The sequence below is a fragment of the Polynucleobacter sp. AP-RePozz3-80-G7 genome (assembly GCF_018882145.1).
In the GTDB taxonomy this organism is placed as follows: Bacteria; Pseudomonadota; Gammaproteobacteria; order Burkholderiales; family Burkholderiaceae; genus Polynucleobacter.
This window is the reverse complement of the sequence record NZ_JACVPC010000003.1, coordinates 1-18,983: the sequence shown is the minus strand read 5'-3', so window position 1 is coordinate 18,983 and position 18,983 is coordinate 1. Positions and strand designations below refer to the sequence as shown.

Genomic DNA, 18,983 nt, shown 5'->3' with positions numbered 1-18,983 from the left:
AATGAATTATGCCCACCTTATCAGTCATACTCATCACCCGCAATGAAGAGGCCAATTTGGACGATTGTCTGGCCTCTCTGGAGGGGATCGCCCAGCAGATCGTGGTTGTCGATACCAATAGCTCTGACTGCACCCTAGAAATAGCCAAAAAGCATGGGGCAAGCATTTCTCAGCCTGTGGATTGGCCCGGGTTTGGACCCCAGAAGAACCGCGCCCTGGATTTAGCTACCAGCGAATGGGTTCTATCGCTGGATGCCGATGAAAGACTGACTCCGGCTCTCAAATCGGAAATTCTGACAGCGATTCACCATAGTGCCCATGTGGATTGCTTTGCCATCCCCAGACTTTCTTGGTATTGCGGACGCTTTATCCACCACTCTGGCTGGAGCCCGGATTATGTCGATCGTTTATTTAAACGCGGTACCGCCCGCTTCTCGGATGATTTAGTTCATGAGCGCCTGATACCGAATGGCCAAGTCGCCAAGCTAGAGAACCCCATGTTGCATTACAGCTTCATGAATTACTCTCAAGTCCTTCAAAAGCTAGATCGCTACTCCACCGCTTCCGCAGAGCAAGCATTTGCCAGAGGTAAAACCAGTAGCCCCCTCAAGGCAGCCCTGCATGGCGCTTGGGCATTTTTCCGTACATATGTTTTGCGTGCGGGATTCTTAGACGGCCCCCAAGGATTTGCATTGGCAGTATCCAATGGTCAGGGAACCTATTACCGCTATATTAAGTTGTGGCACCTGAATCAGGAAACCAGTAAATGATTTCGATTTTGCTGGCTACCTATAACTGGCCACAAGCACTCAAGCTTTGCCTAGAATCTCTAGCCACTCAAACTGATCAGAACTTTGAAATCATCATTGCTGATGATGGCTCTACTGAGAGCACAAAACACCTCATTGAATCCATTAAAGCCTTACACCCGGCCTCTATTACTCATCTTTGGCAAGAAGACCAAGGCTTTCAGAAAACCAAGATTCTTAATAAAGCAATCGCTGCAGCCCATGGCGACTACCTGATTTTCTTGGATGGCGATTGCATTGTCCAGCCAGACTTTGTAGCAAAGCATCGTGCGCTGGCACAAAAGGGGTACTTAGTTACTGGCAGCAGAGTCCTGCTAAATGAAAGCCTCACCACCGAATTGCTCACTTGGCCTCAGTGGAATTTTGAGCGATTTTGCTCTAACCTCATTAGCAAGCGCTTGAGTGGCGGCATCAATAAATATTGGCCCCTCAAAGTAAAGCTAGGCAATGGCTCTTGGCGCGACTATAAAAAATTTGTTTGGCGTCGCATTAAGGGTTGCAATATGGCTTGCTGGAAGGCCGATGCTGAAGCTATTAACGGCTTTGATGAAACTATGACCGGCTGGGGCCATGAAGATGCCGATTTTATCTTCCGCTTACAACACCATCGTATTCGCCGCAAGTCAGGCTCATGGTCTACTGAAGTCTTCCATCTCTTTCATCAAACCCATGATCAGAGTAACGCCGCTGAGAATGCTCGACGGGTTCGTGAGAAGATCTTGGCTAAGGCCCTTTGAGCATGCGCACTGCCATGACTGCGTACTCCACACTTAAACCTAAAAAGGTTTTATTTATTGCCACGAGGCAAATTGGAGACGTATTAGTAACAACACCCTTAATTAGCAAGGCTAGAGAGCTTTGGCCTGATGCGGAGTTTCATTTTTTGGGGTATCGCGGCAAGTTAGAGATGCTTCATGGCAATCCCGACATTGCTGAAGTGATAGAAACTTCAGATCGTCCCGGTTTTGGTGAATACCTCTCGCTCTTTAATCGCCTGTTTCAACGCTATGACTTAGTTTTTGTTACGCAACCTAGTGATCGCGCCTACCTGTATGGCTTAGTAGCAGCCTTTAAAAGAGTCGGTGTTCTGGGTGGTCATCCTCAAGGCAAAGATGCGCAAGATCAACAAAAGCGAAGTAAGAGTGAGAAGCAAAATACCTGGAAGAAATTCATCTGTATGCACACAGTGGATGTTGACTACTTTCAGCAGCATGTCATTACCGAAAAACTGCGCCTGCTAGAGGTCTTTTTTAAAAACCGAGCTGAATTATTTTCCAAACCGATCACAGTTACTCCGCCTACAGGAGAGCCCTTAACGCCGGTCATTACAAACGAACTTAAGCAACCTTATGTTGTTGTACACCCAGGACCCTTAACGGCCTATAAGCGCTGGCCCCTTGCGTATTGGCAAGAGCTCATCACCTGGCTCGTAAAGCAGAACTTCCAGGTAATCCTCAGTGCTTCACCCGCCAAGCAGGATGTACAACTCAATCACGACATCATTTCTCTGCTAAATGAAGAAACTAAGAAAAAAGTGGTTAATGCTGCTGGTAAATTATCCATTCCGCAAGCGGGCACCTTGATTCGTGGTGCTGCTTTGTATATCGGAGTTGATACTTCAATCACCCATCTAGCAGCAGCATGCAACACACCAACCATTGCCCTCTTTGGCGCCACCCCACCAACGAACTTTGGGCCATGGCCCAATGGTTTTATTGGTGAACAGCCATATCAATTGCGTGCTCGCACCCAAACCGTTGGCAGTGTCACCATCCTGCAAGGCCCTGGTGAATGCGTGCCTTGCCGTAAAGCAGGATGCTTAGATAAGGCCGATAGTTATAGTGAGTGCTTGGACTTACTAGAACCTCAGCAAGTCATTGAGGCGATTCAGAAAGCATTACCGAACTAGATCAACCAATACGATCAGTGATACTGAATCTGTACAGGATCTTTTTGCTTAGAAGCTAGGATTTGATTTAGTCCGTGCAAGCAAGCATCGTCTGGATAAATACGCAACTCTTCTGGGAACTGCATCAAGCATGCGCCCCCACTGGTAGTAACGGCAGCCGTCAGCATTAAGCCTTTCATACCATCATTCGATCCCGGCGCAGCAGGGGCAGATGCACCAAGCTTAGGATCACGCACACGATTAGCCATAAGGTAGGGATTAATTTGGCTACGGAGCATCTTGATATCAATTGCGTTATCAATGCAGACATGAACATTGCGAGCAAAACGCATACGCGCACCCGTGATATCCATCACTGCCTCAGACACAATGCGCATACCGCCTGAGAACTTATCAGGCGTCACATTGACCTTGGCAACCAAGAGCTCATCTTCTTTTAGCCAAGAGCGATTAGGCTCGTAGACTTCGCTATACAAAGTGACTTCGAGGGCAGCAGAGCCATCATCGATAGTTGCAATCATCATGCGACCGCGTTGCCCAGTCAGCATTCGTGCTGAAGTGATAATGCCGGCAATGAGTTGATCTTTACCCTCTGTTACCTTAGCTAAAGGCTGCCGGATAAAGTGAGAAGTCTCATCGCGATAGGCGTCAAACATGTGCCCCGTTAGGCAAAGACCTAAGGCATTCTTCTCTTCTTGCAAACGCTTCTTCTCAGACCAGATAGGCTCGCGCACTAACTCTGGAAGATGGCGATCCTCTTCGCCAGCTGCCTCAAACAAGCTCACCTGGTGAATCGATGCCTCCGCTTGCTCAGCAGCCTCAATCGCTCTAGCTAAAGAGGCAAGCAAGGTAGAGCGAATGTCATACAAATTTCCGCCCGCAGGAAGAGAGTCACGATACAAGCTATCAAACGCACCAGCACGCATCAGCGCTTCAATAGCGCGGCGATTGACTTGTCTACGATCCACTCTTGCACAGAAATCAAACAAATCTTTAAATGGCCCGCCACTTTCACGCGCCTTCACGATGGATTCAATTGCTGCCTCACCAGTACCACGCACAGCACCTAAGCCATAACGAATGTGGCTGATGGATGAATCTGGAGCTGCATCGGGTGCGCGCAATGGCGTGAACTCATAAACACCAGTATTGATATCAGGAGAGAACACCCGAATGTTATTGACTAAGCAATCGTCATACAGAATTTTCACCTTATCGGTGTCATCCATCGCGAGTGATAAGTTGGCCGCCATAAATTCAGCTGGGTAATACGCTTTGAGCCAAGCAGTTTGATATGCCAAGAGTGCGTATGCAGCAGCATGGGACTTATTAAATCCGTAGCCAGCAAAACGCTCCATCAAGTCATAGATCTCATTTGCCTTTGACTCGGTAATGCCGCCCGCTTTTGCACCATCACTAAAGATTTTGCGATGCTGAGCCATCTCTTCAGGCTTTTTCTTACCCATCGCACGACGTAACATGTCGGCACCACCTAGTGAGTAGCCACCAATCATCTGCGCCATTTGCATCACCTGCTCTTGGTAGACCATAATGCCGTAGGTCTCACGAAGAACAGGCTCAATTCGGGGATCTGGATACTCCACTTTTTGACGACCATGCTTACGTTCAATAAAGTCTGGGATCAAATCCATTGGGCCTGGACGATACAACGCTACCAAAGCAATAATGTCCTCAAAGCGGTCAGGCTTGGCTTCACGTAGCATGCCTTGCATACCGCGGCTTTCTAGCTGGAACACGGCAACGGTATTGGCGCGCTTGAGAACATCAAATGCTTTTTCATCATCGAGCGCAATCTCACCGATATTCCAGTCTCTGCGATCAGCGTGTAATGCTTTAATCCAACGCTCTGCTGCTGCCAAAATAGTAAGCGTAGTCAGACCCAGGAAGTCGAACTTCACCAAGCCAATCGCTTCTACGTCATCCTTATCGAACTGGCTAATAACGGAGCTACTGTCTTGATCTTTACTTTCTTGCGTATAGAGCGGACAAAAATCGGTGAGACGCCCTGGAGCAATTAATACGCCACCCGCATGCATACCGACGTTACGGGTCATACCCTCTAGCTGTTGCGCCAAGGAAAGTAGTTGACGCACTTCATCTTCATTCTTTTCGCGCTCGGCTAATTGCTTCTCTTCCTTCTTAGCCATCTCAATGGTCATGTACTGACCTGGCTTATTCGGAATGAGTTTAGCGATACCGTCTACGAAGTTATAACCCTGCTCTAATACGCGCCCTACGTCACGAATCGCCGCTCTCGCAGCCATCGTGCCAAAGGTAGCAATCTGACTTACCGCATCTTTGCCGTATTTATCTTTTACATACTGAATCACACGGTCACGACCATGCTGACAGAAGTCGATATCGAAGTCGGGCATCGATACCCGCTCTGGATTTAGAAAGCGCTCAAAGAGTAGGTTGTAACGGAGCGGATCCAAATCGGTAATCCCGAGTGAGTAAGCCACTAAAGAACCAGCACCCGATCCGCGACCAGGGCCTACAGGCACGCCATTATTTTTAGCCCAGTTAATGAAGTCCGCCACAATCAAGAAATAGCCTGGGAAACCCATTTGAGAAATCGTCTTGACTTCAAATACCAAACGATCGTGATAGCGCGCCATTTCTTTTTCGCGCTCTTCTACATCCGGGAAATTGCGCTCCATGTGGCGCTTCAAACCAATTTCCGATTGCTGCAAAAGGTAGTCATCGAGCGTAATACCAGGAGGCGTAGGGAAATCTGGTAAACGCGGTTGACCTAATACCAATGAGAGATTGCAACGCTTGGCAATTTCAACCGAGTTCGCCAATGCGGCTGGCAAATCTGCAAAACGTTTTTCCATTTCCTCTTGGGTTAGGAAGTACTGCTCGTCATTAAACTTTTTGGTTCGACGTGGATTGCCGAGTAACTCGCCTTCAGCAATACAGACCCGGGCCTCATGCGCAGTAAAGTCGCTCTTTTGCATGAACTGCACTGGGTGTGTTGCCACCACTGGCAAATTTAACTCGCTGGCCAGATGACAGGCAAGTTGGAGTTGTTTTTCATCTTGAGGATTACCACCGCGCTGGACCTCGATATAGAAAGACTTCGGAAAGAGTTTTTCGTAGCGTCTAGCAACAATCTTCGCTTGATCTTCTTGCCCACCCAGTAGCGCGATGCCGATTTCACCCATACGTGCGCCAGAAAGTGCAATCAAGCCATAAGAGAGTGTGCGCTTGGCAGCTTTATCCTCTGCTTTTGCAGCGGGCTCACTAAACCAAGCGGCATCGACTTCAGCGCGACCACGGGATTGATTGTCGAGAGATGCCCTACTGAGCAACTCACATAAATTGAGGTAACCGGAATGATTTTGTACCAAGAGCAATAAGCGATGAGGCTGATCTGGATCCTGAGGATTGCTCACCCAAACATCCGCCCCAGCAATGGGCTTGATCCCGCCAGAACGGGCGGCAGTATAGAACCGCACCAAACCAAATAAATTACTTAAATCGGTAATTGCTAACGCACCCATCTCATCTTTGACGGCAGCAGCCACCGCATCATCAATGCGCACGACTCCATCCGTAATCGAAAACTCGGAATGGACGCGGAGATGTACAAAACGGGGTGAAGCCATGAGATGATTTTAGCTGTGTCGACATTCAAAAACCCTCCACCCCCAACCGGCGGCTATCGCGGGCGATTCGCCCCCTCGCCTACTGGTCCGCTACATGCCGGATCCCTGGTTGCTGCCCTGGGAAGCTGGCTAGATGCCCGAAAAAACGGGGGTAAATGGCTGCTCAGAATCGAGGATTTGGACACCCCAAGGTGCCTCCCTGAGGCAACCAGGCAAATTCAGGCTCAATTGCTCGCCTGCGGCCTTTCTTGGGACGAGGAGGTCGTTCAGCAATCTCAGCGCCAAGAGGCTCATCAAAGGGCTTTAGAACGCTTAAATGGGCTTCAATGCCTGTATTCCTGCACTTGTTCAAGACAAACCATTGCCAATGCCCTGGCCAAGCTCGGAATAGAAACTTCCCGAAACCAAGAAATGGTCTATCCCGGCACCTGCCGCCCCGCTACCTTAATTAGCAATCACGCAGAATCTTTCGGGGAATTGCAGCGGGCTTGGCGGATTGCCCTTCCCCAAAATTGCCATATTGAATTTAGGGATTTAGCTCTAGGCTCTCAAAACCAAAACCTCAATACAGAAGTGGGTGATTTTGTAATACGCAGAACTGATGGCTTATTTACTTATCAGCTAGCTGTAGTGGTTGACGATGCCGAGCAGAATATTACACACATCGTTCGTGGCAAAGATTTGCTGAGTAATACTGCAAGGCAAATTTATCTACAAGAGATATTGGGATACAAGCGGCCAGAATATCTTCACCTGCCACTGGTGCTGGATGAGCACGGTGAAAAACTCAGCAAGCAAACTTTAGCCACCCAAATCAATACGCAAGATGCAAAGCACTCGCTGATAGAGCTACGTAAAGCGGCAACACATTTGGGATTGCAGAATTTGCCGGATGGCGAGAATGTCACTATTGCAGAGTGGCTGCTTGCAGCCACTCATGCATGGCCTACTTTTTCTTAAAGCCGCCGAGTAAAGCGCCAACAGCGGGCTTAGCAGGGGTAATGCCCGCCTTCTTCTCTTCTGGCTTAGCGGGATCTGCAGAAGCTGATGGTGCTGCAGATGGCTCGTAAGGCTTGTAGAAAAAGGGGTCAGACATTTTGGCTGGTGCACTGTAAGAACTTCTAGATCCACTGGAGCCGCCATAACCACTAGATGAAGGGCGGCTTTGTGAAGGTTCACCTGCTGGTAAAGGCTGCACATCCAGCTTGCGCTTCATTAGCTTTTCGATATCGTCAAGCAAACGCTTTTCACTGGCATCCACCAAAGCAATCGCATCACCTTTACTACCAGCACGACCCGTACGGCCAATGCGGTGAATAAAATCTTCTGCGTTGTAAGGCAGCTCGTGATTAATCACGCACGGCATATCGGGAATATCTAAACCTCGAGCAGCCACATCGGTTGCTACTAATGCTTCGATTGCGCCAGATTTAAATGCGTCCAAAGTTAAAGTACGCTCACCCTGACTCTTGTCACCATGAATCGCGCCCGCTTTAATACCGTCACGCTCTAAGGCACGAGATAACTTTGCACAGCCTAAACGACTATTGGTAAAGATGATGCATTGGCGTGATAAGCCAGCACGAGTACGTGCTTCAAGGACTTTGACAATCGCGCGTTGCTTATCGGCAGAGGAAACCATGTGCACTACTTGTTTCACCGTATCAGCCGCAGCATTTTGACGTGCCACTTCAACCGTTACCGGAGTACGTAAATAACTTTGTGCCAGTTTCTTAATTTCTGGTGAGAACGTTGCAGAGAACAACAATGTCTGTCTTTGCGCAGGAATCAAATCAATGATGCGCTGTAGGTCAGGCAAGAAACCCATATCAAGCATGCGATCGGCTTCATCTAAAACCAAAATCTCCACTTGGGAGAGGTTGGCCACTTTAGAGCCAATGTGATCAAGCAAACGTCCTGGAGTGGCGATCAAGATCTCTACGCCATTACGCAGTATTGATACTTGTTCTTTCATATCCACGCCACCATAAACAACGGCAGCGCGTAAATCAGTGTGTTTGGAATAGCTTGCCGCATTCTCGGCTACTTGCACTGCCAGCTCACGGGTCGGAGTGAGAACCAATGCACGGATTGGATGACGTGCTGGCGATGCGCTATTACTGGCGTGACGCAATATCTTTTGAATAATCGGCAATACAAAGGCAGCTGTTTTACCAGTACCAGTTTGTGCTGCACCCATTAAGTCACTGCCCGCCAATACATGCGGAATAGATTGCGCTTGAATCGGAGTAGGAATGGTGTAACCCTGCTCAAGAACCGCTTTTTGAATTTTCGGATCTAAACCAAAGTCAGCAAAAGTGATTGTTGCCGCAGGGGCAGCAGCAGCGCTAGTAATATCAGTAACGCTAGGGGTAGCGGTGTCGCTAACCCCTGAAGAATTTATTTCAGTAGCAGTATTTGTCAAGGTAACTTACAGGATGGCCGCAATGCCAGCCTTAGCGGTTTCAGCATCCTCGGTCGATTTAACGCCGGAAACGCCGACTGCGCCGATGGTAAACCCATTTACATCGATATTGACCCCACCCTCCAACATGCCCGAAATATGTGGGGCAGATAAGAAAGAGGTGCGGCCGTTGTTAATAATTTCTTCATAAACGCGACTCTCACGTTTACCCATTGCAGCTGTACGTGCTTTTTCTTGTGCAATGTATGCAGATACCGGAGCACAACCATCACGACGAATCAAGCCCAACATATGACCGCCGTCATCACAAACGGCAATCGTTACAGCCCAATTATTGGCAGCCGCATGATTATTTGCTGCGTCCAAAATCTTTTGAGCATCAGCTTGAGTGAGGTAAGGTTTAGTCGCAGTCATGTTTAATCTTTCTATCTCGAATATGGTGTATTTATTTTATGCACTTCTATATAAGTACTTGAATTATAAGGGGTGTAACCAGATTGAACCTGAGGAATCTAGCTCCACCCACCCTAATTTGCTCTAAGTTGCCCTAAGTACTTCTTATTTAAGGAACTCTTGGGCTGCAACGACTCCGCTGGCCTTCGGTTTGTAACCCATAGAGCCCAGACTCATCTCTACCCCACTGAGGGCGGCCATCAAGCTCAATTCATTGCAATCGCCTAAATGGCCAATGCGAAATGCCTTGCCTTTGATCTTGCCTAAACCCGTTCCCAAGGAGAGGTTAAATTTCTCCAGTGCATGTTTACGCAATACGTCAGCATCCATACCTTCTGGTGTCGCGATACAAGTAAGCACTGGTGAATAGCAGTCTTTATCTTGACACTGAATTTCTAGACCCCATGCATTAACCGCTTCACGACAAGCAGCAGCTAAACGTTGGTGACGTGCAAAGATCGTATCCAATCCTTCGGCCATCATCATGTCCATGGCTTCATGTAAACCATACATCAAATTGGTGCTGGGAGTCGTTGGCCAATATCCATTTTTATTAGACTCTAGAATCTCATCCCAAGCCCAATACGATTTATGTATTTTGTTTTTTTCACTAACTTCAATTGCACGCGGTGATAAAGCATTAAAGCCAATTCCAGGTGGCAACATCAAGCCTTTTTGTGAGCCGGAGATAGTTACGTCCGCGCCCCATTTGTCATGTTCGTAATCGGCTGAACCCAAGCCGGATACGCTGTCTACGAGCAATAAGGCAGGATGCTTTAAGGAATCAATTGCTTTACGAACCGCTGCAATATTGGAGGTAACGCCAGTTGAAGTTTCGTTATGCACAACACAAACTGCTTTGATCTCATGACCAGTATCTTTGCGCAAACGCTCTTCAATCAGAGATGCATCTACACCCCAACGCCAAGAATCTTGTCCGGCTTTACCAACCACTTCAACGTCTAAACCAAGACGCTTACCAAGTGCACGCCACAAGTTTGCAAATTGACCAGTTTCATAGAACAACACTTTGTCACCAGGATTGAGAACGTTGACTAATGCACCTTCCCAAGCACCCGTTCCGGATGCGGAATAAATAATGACCGGTTGCTCAGTTTTAAAAATCTTTTTGATGCCATCCAACACCTTGAGGCCGAACGCACCAAATTCTGGACCACGATGATCGATAGTTTGATAGCTAATGGCGCGCAGTACGCGTGGGGGCACAGGACTTGGGCCAGGGATATGTAAAAAATGGCGTCCTGATGCGTGGTTATCAAGTTTCAACATGCTTTGTCTCACTTTTAAAGTGTTTATAGGTAGTAATTTCTGTTGATAGTGTATGACAATTTTTAGTAAATTTCCATTTTGTATACAAATTATTTTAAATAATCATCAGAATAAAGCCTAAATTAAGCATTTAAAGGCTGTATTTATACCTTAAGATAGTTTATTCTTATTTTGTATACAAATTAATAAGCCAATAGCTTAACTAAGGGTTGATCCATGACCGCAATAGAACAGCCAAATTCACAAAATTTGCATGAAGCGACTTTCGAGAAGCTGAGATCCCTCTTGGTTGAGGGCAAGATTGCCCCTGGCAGCAAATTGAATGAACGTGAACTGGCTGAGAGCCTCAACGTCTCCCGCACACCCATTCGGGAGGCGATTCGCCGTCTAGCAGCCGAAGGTTTGGTAGAGCTGATCGCCAATCGTGGTGCGATTGCTGTGCAACTCAGCCTTGCAGATGTTTTAAATACGTTTGATGTCATTGCAGACCTCGAGGGATTTTCTGGAGAATTGGCTGCCAACAATATTAGCGATGCCACCCTCTCTGAATTAGAAGCCCTCCAATATGAAATGATGGCCTCCTATGCGCGCCGAGATTTATCGAGTTATTACAAACTCAATTTACGTATTCATCACTTGATTAATCAGGCGGCAAACAATCCTGTTCTCTCCAAACTCTTTACGCAAGTCAATGCGCGCATTGAAGCATTACGCTTTCGTTCCAATCAAGATGGCGTTAAGTGGGAAAAGGCTGTGGAAGAACATCAAGAAATGCTCGATGCCCTTAAGGCAAGAGATGGTGTCCGCATGCGCAAAATCATGATCCAGCACGTCAGAAATAAACGCGATGTGGTTGCTCAATTACTCCAATCAGAATCCCCGTTAGAATCCGCCAAATCATGAACAAACCCTTAGATCTTAAAGAACTCATGGTTGATCAAGCGGCTTTAGCGGCACGTCTTCGCAAGGAGACTTCAGGTGAGGTGATGACTGATAGCGCCAGTCGTGGCCGCTATGCAACCGATGCCTCAATCTATCAAGCCATGCCGGTTGCAGTCTTTGTGCCGAAGACTGCACAAGATATTGCTAGCGCGATTCAGATTGCAGCGGAGATGGGTGTACCCGTTCTACCGCGTGGAGGCGGTACTAGTCAGTGCGGTCAAACTACTGGCGCAGCACTAGTTATTGATAACACCAAATACTTCAGAAATGTTTTAGATCTCAATCTGGATCACGGTTATGTTGAAGTTGAGCCAGGCATTGTCCTAGACCATCTCAATGGCTCACTCAAACAACACGGTCTTTGGTATCCAGTGGACGTTTCTACTGCTGGACAAGCGACGATTGGCGGTATGGCCGGAAATAACTCTTGTGGTAGCCGCTCAATCGCTTACGGCAATATGGTGCATAACGTTTTAGGTATTGATGCTTGGTTAGCAGACGGCAGAGTTGCTAACTTTAGCGATTACGCAAGCAGTACTGGTGCGGCAAAGCAGTTGGGTGGTTTTGTTAAAAACCTAGCCACCACTCTCCAACCAGAAATCGAAGCACGCTTTCCTAAGGTGTTGCGCCGTGTTGCAGGATATAACCTCGATATCTTCCACCCTCAAAGTGAACTACCTTATACCCAAGATGGCAGCGTCAACCTTGCGCACCTTTTAGTTGGTAGCGAAGGCACCCTTGGGTACTTTAAGTCCCTCAAACTCAAGCTCGCGCCTTTGCCACAACATAAGGTGCTGGGTATTGTGAACTTTGCTAGCTTTTATAAAGCTATGGATAGTGCTCAGCATATTGTGAAGTTAGGTCCAACTGCTGTTGAGCTGGTTGATCGCACCATGATTGATTTAGCGCGTAGCAATCCCAGCTTTAAGAAAACCATTGAAACCGCCTTAATTGATCACACAGCCCAGACTCCGGAAGCCATCTTGTTGGTAGAGTTTTCTGGTGGGACTCATGCACCATTACTTGAGAAGCTAAAAGCCCTACAAGAACTCATGAGTGATTTAGGTTTGCCAGGATCTGTTGTACCCATGCCTGATGCTTCTTTGCAAAAGAACTTATGGGAAGTGCGCAAAGCGGGCCTCAACATCATGATGAGTCTCAAGGGTGACGGCAAGCCGGTGAGCTTTATTGAAGACTGTGCTGTTCCACTAGAGAGTTTGGCTGAATATACCCAAGCCTTAACAGATGTGTTTTCTAAATATGGATCACGTGGTACTTGGTATGCCCATGCTTCTGTTGGCACCTTGCATGTGCGCCCTATTTTGGATATGCGCAGAGATGGCGCCCAGAAAATGCGTGCGGTTGCTGAAGAAGCTTCCGCCTTGGTACGCAAGTACAAAGGCGCCTATAGCGGTGAGCATGGCGATGGCCTCTGTCGTGGCGAATGGATCTCTTGGCAGTTTGGCCCCAAGATCACTGAAGCCCTCGCACAAATCAAACACGCTTTTGATCCAAAGGGATTATTTAATCCAGGCAAGATCATTAATCCACCTAAGATGGATGATGCGAGCAACTTTAGATTTCCGCCAAGTTACAAAGTCATTCCTCTACAGCCTGTATTAGATTGGTCTGCTTGGAATGTGCAAAACGATGCTATTACAGAAGCAACTACTGCCCCTGGCACAGGCGGTGACCCAGCCATGGGCTTAGCTAAAGCAGTGGAGATGTGTAATAACAATGGCCACTGCCGCAAGTTTGATGCTGAAGTGATGTGCCCTAGCTATCGCGTAACGCGTGATGAGAAACACCTCACCCGTGGTAGAGCAAATACCTTGCGTCTAGCGCTTTCGAATCAACTCGACATCAAAGATGAGGCCTCACCGCTCGGTAGCGATGCGATTAAAGAGGTGATGGAGCTATGTGTGAGCTGTAAGGCTTGTCGTCGCGAATGCCCTACTGGCGTAGACATGGCGAAGATGAAGATTGAGTTCCTCTCCGCCTATAAGAAACGTGTTGGACACTCGTTACGGGATTTAGCGGTTGCCTATTTACCTAAATACGCCCATACGATTAGCGCTATTCCATTCTTGCCAGCATTACTCAACTTGCGCAATCACATTAAACCTATTGCAACACTCCAAGAGTGGGTCATGGGTATTTCTGCACAAAGAAGCTTGCCGAGCTGGAAAAGCAAGACCTTCTGGAATCAGAAAGCAGCAAACTCTTATGAGTACACACCAGAGCAGCTTGCTAGCAACCCTGATGGCAAAGGGATAGTTCTGTTGGCAGACACCTTTAACGCCTACTTTGAAGATGAAAATCTCCAAGCGGCATTAAAAGTACTCAATGCTGCTGGCTATCGCGTGCATATTCCGCACAAGAGTCAAACAAATAAAACAAAGCAAGCTAATAACAATGAAAATGGCTGCTCTAAAGAATTTTGCTGTGGCAGAACCTATTTAGCTGCAGGCATGGTCGATAAGGCAAAAGCCACTCTCGGTGAATTGGTTGATCACCTCGCGCCATACGCAGCTAAGGACATCCCAATCATTGGTTTAGAGCCTTCCTGCTTATTTACCTTGAAGGATGAAGCCTTGGTGATGGGTTTTGGTGACAAAGCAATAAGTGTTTCTAAGCAAGCGCAATTACTCGAAGAGTTTTTATCTAGCGAAGTACGAGCAGGCAAGCTCAAATTGAATCTCAAAGCGGCCGATAAGTCAGTGCTTTTTCATGGTCACTGCCATCAGAAGTCATTTGCTGCAGTGACCCCTGCAATAGAATTACTCAAGCTCATTCCTAATGCAGAGCCTAAATTGATTGAATCTTCTTGCTGCGGTATGGCCGGTAGTTTTGGCTATGAAGCCGAGCACATTGAAGTGTCTAAGCAAATGGCAGAAGCTAGTCTTTTGCCTAGTATTCGAAAATCACCAGACAGTTGGGTGGTAGCCGATGGCACTAGTTGTCGCCATCAAATTGCCGATGGCACCCAACGAGAGGCTGTGCATATCGCCAGAATTTTGGCGGCGCATCTATAGGAGAAAAAAGAGAATGGAGCGGCGTATTTTTATTTAACGAATGACGCCATAACCCACCATTAGCAAAGTTCCTGTCAGCAAGGCAGGAACCAAACGCTTGGTGGGTTTAGAGATCATCACGCCGATAGCTAAAGCACAAATCAGCGCTCGTATCCACAAAGGTACGGTTGCCATCAGGCCGAGCGGCATCACAATCAAACGAATAGTTAAAGCAGCAACCATCGCATAGGTCACAGCAGCCAGCCAGCGGAAGATCTCGCTATCTTGGTTGATGCTTTGCGATAGCAATACACCGATCGCACGACAGAAGTAGGTGCCCAGACAGGCGCCCACTAAGGCAATCCACAAACCCCATCCAGAGAGGGCGTTAGTCATGGTGTTGATTGTGTCTATCATCCAAGCACCCCAGATTTTTTGCGCAAGAACTTACGGTCAATAAAGTAGGCGATGGTTCCGGAGACTAATCCTGCGGTTAATAGGCTGGTATCGCGATCAACTATGAAGAAGATGGGGCCAAAGATACAACCTAAGCAAATCGCAATACGGTTAATCCAAGGCTTTACTTCAGTAAATGTCAGTAAGAAAAACAAGGGATTAATAAATACCAATCCTAAGGTGACTGGTTTGGGCACCATACCCGCCAGGTAAAAACCCAGAATGGTTCCCGGAATAGAAATCAACCAGCATAGCAATCCCAAGCCAACAAAATAGCTAAGGCGATGCTTCACTTCAATCGCATGAAACTCGCGCATGGAGATAGCCCATGCTGTCATCGCTAATAGATGAACAGAAGCATATAGACTGCGATTGCGATCTTTTTGGTGGAACTGAGGAAAGAGTGTCACCGTCATCGTAATGAAGCGCGTGGATGTCAGCGTGACAGCCAAAGCGATAGCCACAACAGATGAGCCGGTAGTAGCCATCTCGAGCAAGACCACCTGCCCCGGTAATGCAAACATAAAGAAGGAAGTAAAGGTCGTAAACCAAACATCAAAGCCGTTGGTTTTACCCATTGCTCCGAAGCCCACCATGCCAGCAAAGAGCACCATTGCTGGAGCGCCCGCTGCATCCCGGATACCAGACCAAAACGCATCGCGTGAATTTTTAAAGCGCTCTGCCGCAGACTCTTCTAGCGCGATTTCGCTGGGATCAATATAGGGCTGGTCTGCGGATGACATAACTTAATTGTAAGCTTTATAGGACTTCTAAGCCTTCAGGGCCCATTTAATATGCTCAGCTACTAGAGCATCAGCTTGGGCAAGTGCCTCACTTAAAGCTGCGCGTATGGCTGACTTATCAGCTTCGACTACCTGATTACTTGCTAGCCCATTACCCATTGCTACAGCCAAATTACGACGCCAGCGGCTATAACCAATTCTGCGAATGGCACTGCCTTCATGTCGCCGCTCAAATTCCGCTTCAGTCCAGGACCACAGGTGCAAAAGTGATGCCTGCCCCAAGCCATGGCGTCTGGCAAAGTCTGGTAACTCAGTGCGTTTAGCAAATTTATTCCATGGGCAAATCAGTTGGCAATCATCACAGCCATACACACGATTACCCATCGCACTTCTAAATTCAACTGGTATGGCTTCAGGATTTTCAATAGTGAGATAAGAGATACATCTACGTGCGTCTAATTGATACGGCGCAGTAATAGCTTGAGTAGGGCAAATATCGATACAAGAGGCACAGGTACCGCAATGCTCTTCAATCTCTTGATCCAATGGAAGTGGTACATCCACCAAGATCTCACCCAAAAAGAATGTCGAGCCAGATTCTCGATTCAGTAAGAGCGTGTGTTTGCCGCGCCAACCTAAACCCGCCTTACGTGCCAACTCTACTTCCATCAGCGGAGCCGAGTCTGTGAACACGCGATAACCTAATTTACCAATGCGCTCTTCAATGAGTAGGGCAAATTCTTGCAAACGATTACGAAGTACCTTGTGATAATCACGCCCTCTGGCATACATCGAGACCACTGCTTGAGTGGGATCTTCCAAGCGTTGCCACTCAGTATCGAAATCAGTTTCGGGCGGAAGGTAATTCATGGACACACAGATGACGCGCACGGTACCGGGAACTAAGAGCTCGGGATTGGAGCGTAATTCAGCATGGCGTTGCATGTATTCCATATGACCGTGACGACCCTCAGCCAGCCATTCCTGCAAACGTTCTGTTGCAGGCCCCAAATGAGTGTCGGTAATGCGTAAGCCATCAAATCCTAAGGATGCAGCCTGCTCCCCAAGCCAATCACGTAGATTGGACTCATCTAAAGATTGAGGACTAGTAGATAAAGGCATATGGAATACAGAATGTAGCGCAATAATTGAATAAACTAGGGGAATGGCTCAAACACAGGCAACCACAGCAATTCCGCTCACTGCAATAGATCTCTATTGTAGGCAGGAAGCCGATACCGCCTCTCTTGCTAAGCATCTGGCTGCCAGTTTTGAGCACTTTCTGACTAATCAGCCAGGTTCCCATTTAAACATCTCTCTAGAGGGTGATCTTGGTGCTGGCAAAACGACCTTTGCGAGATACCTCATCCAGGCGCTAGGTCACGAGGGCAAAGTAAAGAGTCCTACCTATACTTTGTGCGAGCCTTATCCGCTGCAATTAAAAGAGCAAGCAATCACTGTTCATCACTTTGATTTGTATCGCATGCGTGATCCCCTGGAATGGCAAGAAGCGGGATTTGCAGAGCATTTTGATGTCCCGGGTATTTGCTTAATTGAGTGGCCAGAAAAAGCAGAGGGCACTTTGCCTGCATTTGATATTCAGATTCAGTTAGCTGCTGGTGCGGATGAAAATGAGCGCATCATCACAATCAATGTTTTATCTGCGCAAGGTAAAACCTTGGTTGATGACATACAAGCGTCTCGGTAAGAGCTAAGCAGTTAATGAGTAATCAAAAAATCAATCTCTCCAGAAGGCAACACCTCAAGACTTCTGCGAAGTTCTTAAGCTTTGCTCTTTTGCTGACTGAGCTTGATATTGCTTGGGGTGCCAAGATATTAGGTGTGCGTGTCTGGCCTTCTGAGGACTACACTCGCGTTACCCTGGAATCTGATAAGCCGCTCCCGATTACGCAGCAGATTTTGACGAATCCAGATCGCTTGGTAGTTGATGTACAGGGATTAGAGCTAAATCCGACTCTTAAAGATTTGGTAGCTAAAGTAAAGCCAAATGATCCGTATATCTCGCAAGTTCGGGTTGGGCAGTTTCAACCAGGGGTTGTGCGTTTGGTATTTGACTTAAAAGAACCGATCAAGCCGCAACTCTTTACGCTTGATCCCATTGGTGAGTACAACTACCGCATGGTGTTTGACCTCTACCCCACTACGCCACCAGATCCATTAATGGCTTTAGTGAGAAGTAGCGCCAAGAAAGAAAGCGCCCTGGAAAAATCCAATGAAGAGGTGGATCTCATTGCACAGTTCGCCACCAAGAAAGAAAAAGAGCTGACTAAAACTCCAGCAGCACCAGTTGCGCAAGCTATTCCAGAACAGAAGGATCTACCAGCACCTGCTAAATACAAGCGTTTGATCACAATAGCCATAGATCCCGGCCATGGCGGCGAAGATCCTGGCGCCATTGGCGCAGCAGGCTCACGAGAAAAGAATGTCGTACTCGCCATTGCCAAAAGACTCAAAGACAAGATTGAAGGCGAAGCCTATATGCGCCCTTTCTTAACTAGAGATGGCGATTACTTTGTACCACTGCATGTCAGAGTTCAAAAAGCCAGACGTGTTGAAGCGGATTTATTTGTATCCATTCATGCTGATGCTTTCATTGAAAGAAATGCCAAAGGTGCATCCGTATTTGCACTTTCCCAAATGGGAGCCAGTAGTACTGCTGCCAGATGGATGGCCAATAAAGAAAATGCTTCCGACTTGATTGGCGGCATTAACATCAAGACTCAAGACAGGCAGGTTGCTAACTTGCTATTAGATATGTCGACTACCGCCCAGATTAAAGACTCCTTACAGGTGGGCAACTCCATCTTGAGGCAAATTGGTGGATTTGCACCTTTACACAAAGGCAAGGTAGAACAAGCCAGCTTTGCTGTTTTGAAGGCTCCAGACATCCCCTCAATCTTGGTTGAGACCGCTTTTATTAGCAATCCGCAGGAAGAAGCCCGATTAAACGATGATGGCTATCAGGACCGAATTGCAGAGGCGATTTTGAAGGGAATTAAGGACTATTTTTCCAAAAATCCACCGGTTGCCAGACGGATAAATTCATAAGTCACTTGTAAGTACAAGGGTTGAGGGGCAGCCCCCGCAGACCTGAGGATGGCAAACAAACTTCTTGCTATAATTTATGGCTTAACTGGGTCGGTAGCTCAGTCGGTAGAGCAGCGGACTTTTAATCCGTTGGTCGCGAGTTCGAATCTCGCCCGACCCACCAGTAATATCAAGGCTCTCAGGTTAACGCTTGAGAGCCTTTCTCTTTATATTCACCATAATATTCACCAATTGGTGAATA

The 18,983-nt window shown here is 47.4% G+C and carries 15 protein-coding genes and 1 tRNA gene; 9 read left to right on the top strand and 7 right to left on the bottom strand.

What is annotated here, in order from left to right; translation table 11 throughout:
* The first annotated feature begins 8 nt into the window (after positions 1–8).
* The 3 genes from ICE90_RS07280 to ICE90_RS07270 are packed head-to-tail and all read left to right on the top strand — an operon-like array spanning position 9 to position 2,718.
* Positions 9–770: a glycosyltransferase family 2 protein gene (locus ICE90_RS07280; protein ID WP_216191757.1), complete on the top strand. Its 762-nt coding sequence runs from the start codon at positions 9–11 to the stop codon at positions 768–770.
* Complete coding sequence (locus ICE90_RS07275; protein WP_216191756.1) at positions 767–1,546, top strand: glycosyltransferase family 2 protein; 780 nt, start codon at positions 767–769, stop codon at positions 1,544–1,546. Before ICE90_RS07280 ends, ICE90_RS07275 begins: the two co-directional genes overlap by 4 nt.
* Before the next feature lie 2 nt (positions 1,547–1,548).
* Positions 1,549–2,718 (top strand): glycosyltransferase family 9 protein, encoded by a 1,170-nt coding sequence (locus ICE90_RS07270; protein WP_255533331.1) that lies wholly within the window; start codon positions 1,549–1,551, stop codon positions 2,716–2,718.
* A gap of 14 nt (positions 2,719–2,732) precedes the next feature.
* Here the strand turns inward: ICE90_RS07270 and dnaE are convergent, their stop codons facing one another.
* Complete coding sequence (gene dnaE, locus ICE90_RS07265) at positions 2,733–6,350, bottom strand: DNA polymerase III subunit alpha (protein ID WP_215320449.1); 3,618 nt, start codon at positions 6,348–6,350, stop codon at positions 2,733–2,735.
* A gap of 15 nt (positions 6,351–6,365) precedes the next feature.
* Here dnaE and gluQRS point away from each other — a divergent pair, with 15 nt between their 5' ends.
* Positions 6,366–7,310 carry a tRNA glutamyl-Q(34) synthetase GluQRS gene (gene gluQRS, locus ICE90_RS07260; RefSeq protein ID WP_370624656.1) on the top strand — a complete coding sequence of 315 codons (945 nt, stop codon included), beginning with the start codon at positions 6,366–6,368 and terminating at the stop codon, positions 7,308–7,310.
* Here gluQRS and ICE90_RS07255 read toward each other — a convergent pair.
* The 3 genes from ICE90_RS07255 to ICE90_RS07245 all read right to left on the bottom strand — a co-directional run bounded on the left by ICE90_RS07255 (position 7,297) and on the right by ICE90_RS07245 (position 10,518).
* Positions 7,297–8,775, bottom strand: a complete 1,479-nt coding sequence (locus tag ICE90_RS07255) for a DEAD/DEAH box helicase (RefSeq protein ID WP_215320452.1) — start codon at positions 8,773–8,775, stop codon at positions 7,297–7,299. The two genes, gluQRS and ICE90_RS07255, sit on opposite strands and share 14 nt — an antisense overlap.
* Positions 8,776–8,781: 6 nt before the next feature.
* Positions 8,782–9,189: a heme-binding protein gene (locus ICE90_RS07250; RefSeq protein WP_215320454.1), complete on the bottom strand. Its 408-nt coding sequence runs from the start codon at positions 9,187–9,189 to the stop codon at positions 8,782–8,784.
* 144 nt (positions 9,190–9,333) lie between these two features.
* Entirely contained in the window at positions 9,334–10,518 is a 1,185-nt protein-coding gene (locus ICE90_RS07245; RefSeq protein ID WP_215320456.1) for an alanine--glyoxylate aminotransferase family protein, read from the bottom strand.
* A gap of 216 nt (positions 10,519–10,734) precedes the next feature.
* Between ICE90_RS07245 and ICE90_RS07240 the strand changes: the two genes are divergently transcribed.
* Entirely contained in the window at positions 10,735–11,421 is a 687-nt protein-coding gene (locus ICE90_RS07240; protein ID WP_216155774.1) for a GntR family transcriptional regulator, read from the top strand.
* The gene (locus ICE90_RS07235) at positions 11,418–14,495 is read left to right on the top strand and encodes an FAD-binding and (Fe-S)-binding domain-containing protein (protein ID WP_215320460.1); all 3,078 of its coding nucleotides are present in this window, start codon (positions 11,418–11,420) and stop codon (positions 14,493–14,495) included. The genes ICE90_RS07240 and ICE90_RS07235 overlap by 4 nt, the downstream gene beginning before the upstream one ends.
* Positions 14,496–14,528: 33 nt before the next feature.
* Here ICE90_RS07235 and ICE90_RS07230 read toward each other — a convergent pair whose 3' ends face one another.
* Genes ICE90_RS07230 through queG form a run of 3 tightly spaced genes read right to left on the bottom strand, consistent with a single transcriptional unit; the run spans position 14,529 to position 16,795 of the window.
* A complete protein-coding gene (locus ICE90_RS07230) occupies positions 14,529–14,891 on the bottom strand; it encodes an AzlD domain-containing protein (protein WP_216860921.1) in 363 nt (120 codons plus the stop codon).
* The gene (locus tag ICE90_RS07225; RefSeq protein WP_215320462.1) at positions 14,888–15,673 is read right to left on the bottom strand and encodes an AzlC family ABC transporter permease; all 786 of its coding nucleotides are present in this window, start codon (positions 15,671–15,673) and stop codon (positions 14,888–14,890) included. Before ICE90_RS07225 ends, ICE90_RS07230 begins: the two co-directional genes overlap by 4 nt.
* 27 nt (positions 15,674–15,700) lie before the next feature.
* Positions 15,701–16,795, bottom strand: coding sequence for a tRNA epoxyqueuosine(34) reductase QueG (queG, locus tag ICE90_RS07220; RefSeq protein ID WP_216191754.1), 1,095 nt, complete (start codon positions 16,793–16,795; stop codon positions 15,701–15,703).
* Between the two features lie 43 nt (positions 16,796–16,838).
* Here queG and tsaE point away from each other — a divergent pair, with 43 nt between their 5' ends.
* From tsaE to ICE90_RS07205, 3 genes are all read left to right on the top strand, one after another.
* The gene (tsaE, locus tag ICE90_RS07215) at positions 16,839–17,381 is read left to right on the top strand and encodes a tRNA (adenosine(37)-N6)-threonylcarbamoyltransferase complex ATPase subunit type 1 TsaE (protein ID WP_215320465.1); all 543 of its coding nucleotides are present in this window, start codon (positions 16,839–16,841) and stop codon (positions 17,379–17,381) included.
* Positions 17,382–17,395: 14 nt separating this feature from the next.
* Complete coding sequence (locus ICE90_RS07210) at positions 17,396–18,742, top strand: N-acetylmuramoyl-L-alanine amidase (RefSeq protein WP_216191753.1); 1,347 nt, start codon at positions 17,396–17,398, stop codon at positions 18,740–18,742.
* 87 nt (positions 18,743–18,829) lie between these two features.
* Positions 18,830–18,905: transfer RNA gene (locus ICE90_RS07205), tRNA-Lys, on the top strand.
* The last annotated feature ends 78 nt before the right edge of the window (positions 18,906–18,983 follow it).

Coding starts and splice junctions, on each gene's coding strand:
- ICE90_RS07280 (WP_216191757.1), top strand. CDS start 9: ATGCCCACCTTATCAGTCATACTCATCACCCGCAATGAAGAGGCCAAT.
- ICE90_RS07275 (WP_216191756.1), top strand. CDS start 767: ATGATTTCGATTTTGCTGGCTACCTATAACTGGCCACAAGCACTCAAG.
- ICE90_RS07270 (WP_255533331.1), top strand. CDS start 1,549: ATGCGCACTGCCATGACTGCGTACTCCACACTTAAACCTAAAAAGGTT.
- dnaE (WP_215320449.1), bottom strand. CDS start 6,350: ATGGCTTCACCCCGTTTTGTACATCTCCGCGTCCATTCCGAGTTTTCG.
- ICE90_RS07250 (WP_215320454.1), bottom strand. CDS start 9,189: ATGACTGCGACTAAACCTTACCTCACTCAAGCTGATGCTCAAAAGATT.
- ICE90_RS07245 (WP_215320456.1), bottom strand. CDS start 10,518: ATGTTGAAACTTGATAACCACGCATCAGGACGCCATTTTTTACATATC.
- ICE90_RS07240 (WP_216155774.1), top strand. CDS start 10,735: ATGACCGCAATAGAACAGCCAAATTCACAAAATTTGCATGAAGCGACT.
- ICE90_RS07235 (WP_215320460.1), top strand. CDS start 11,418: ATGAACAAACCCTTAGATCTTAAAGAACTCATGGTTGATCAAGCGGCT.
- ICE90_RS07230 (WP_216860921.1), bottom strand. CDS start 14,891: ATGATAGACACAATCAACACCATGACTAACGCCCTCTCTGGATGGGGT.
- ICE90_RS07225 (WP_215320462.1), bottom strand. CDS start 15,673: ATGTCATCCGCAGACCAGCCCTATATTGATCCCAGCGAAATCGCGCTA.
- queG (WP_216191754.1), bottom strand. CDS start 16,795: ATGCCTTTATCTACTAGTCCTCAATCTTTAGATGAGTCCAATCTACGT.
- tsaE (WP_215320465.1), top strand. CDS start 16,839: ATGGCTCAAACACAGGCAACCACAGCAATTCCGCTCACTGCAATAGAT.
- ICE90_RS07210 (WP_216191753.1), top strand. CDS start 17,396: ATGAGTAATCAAAAAATCAATCTCTCCAGAAGGCAACACCTCAAGACT.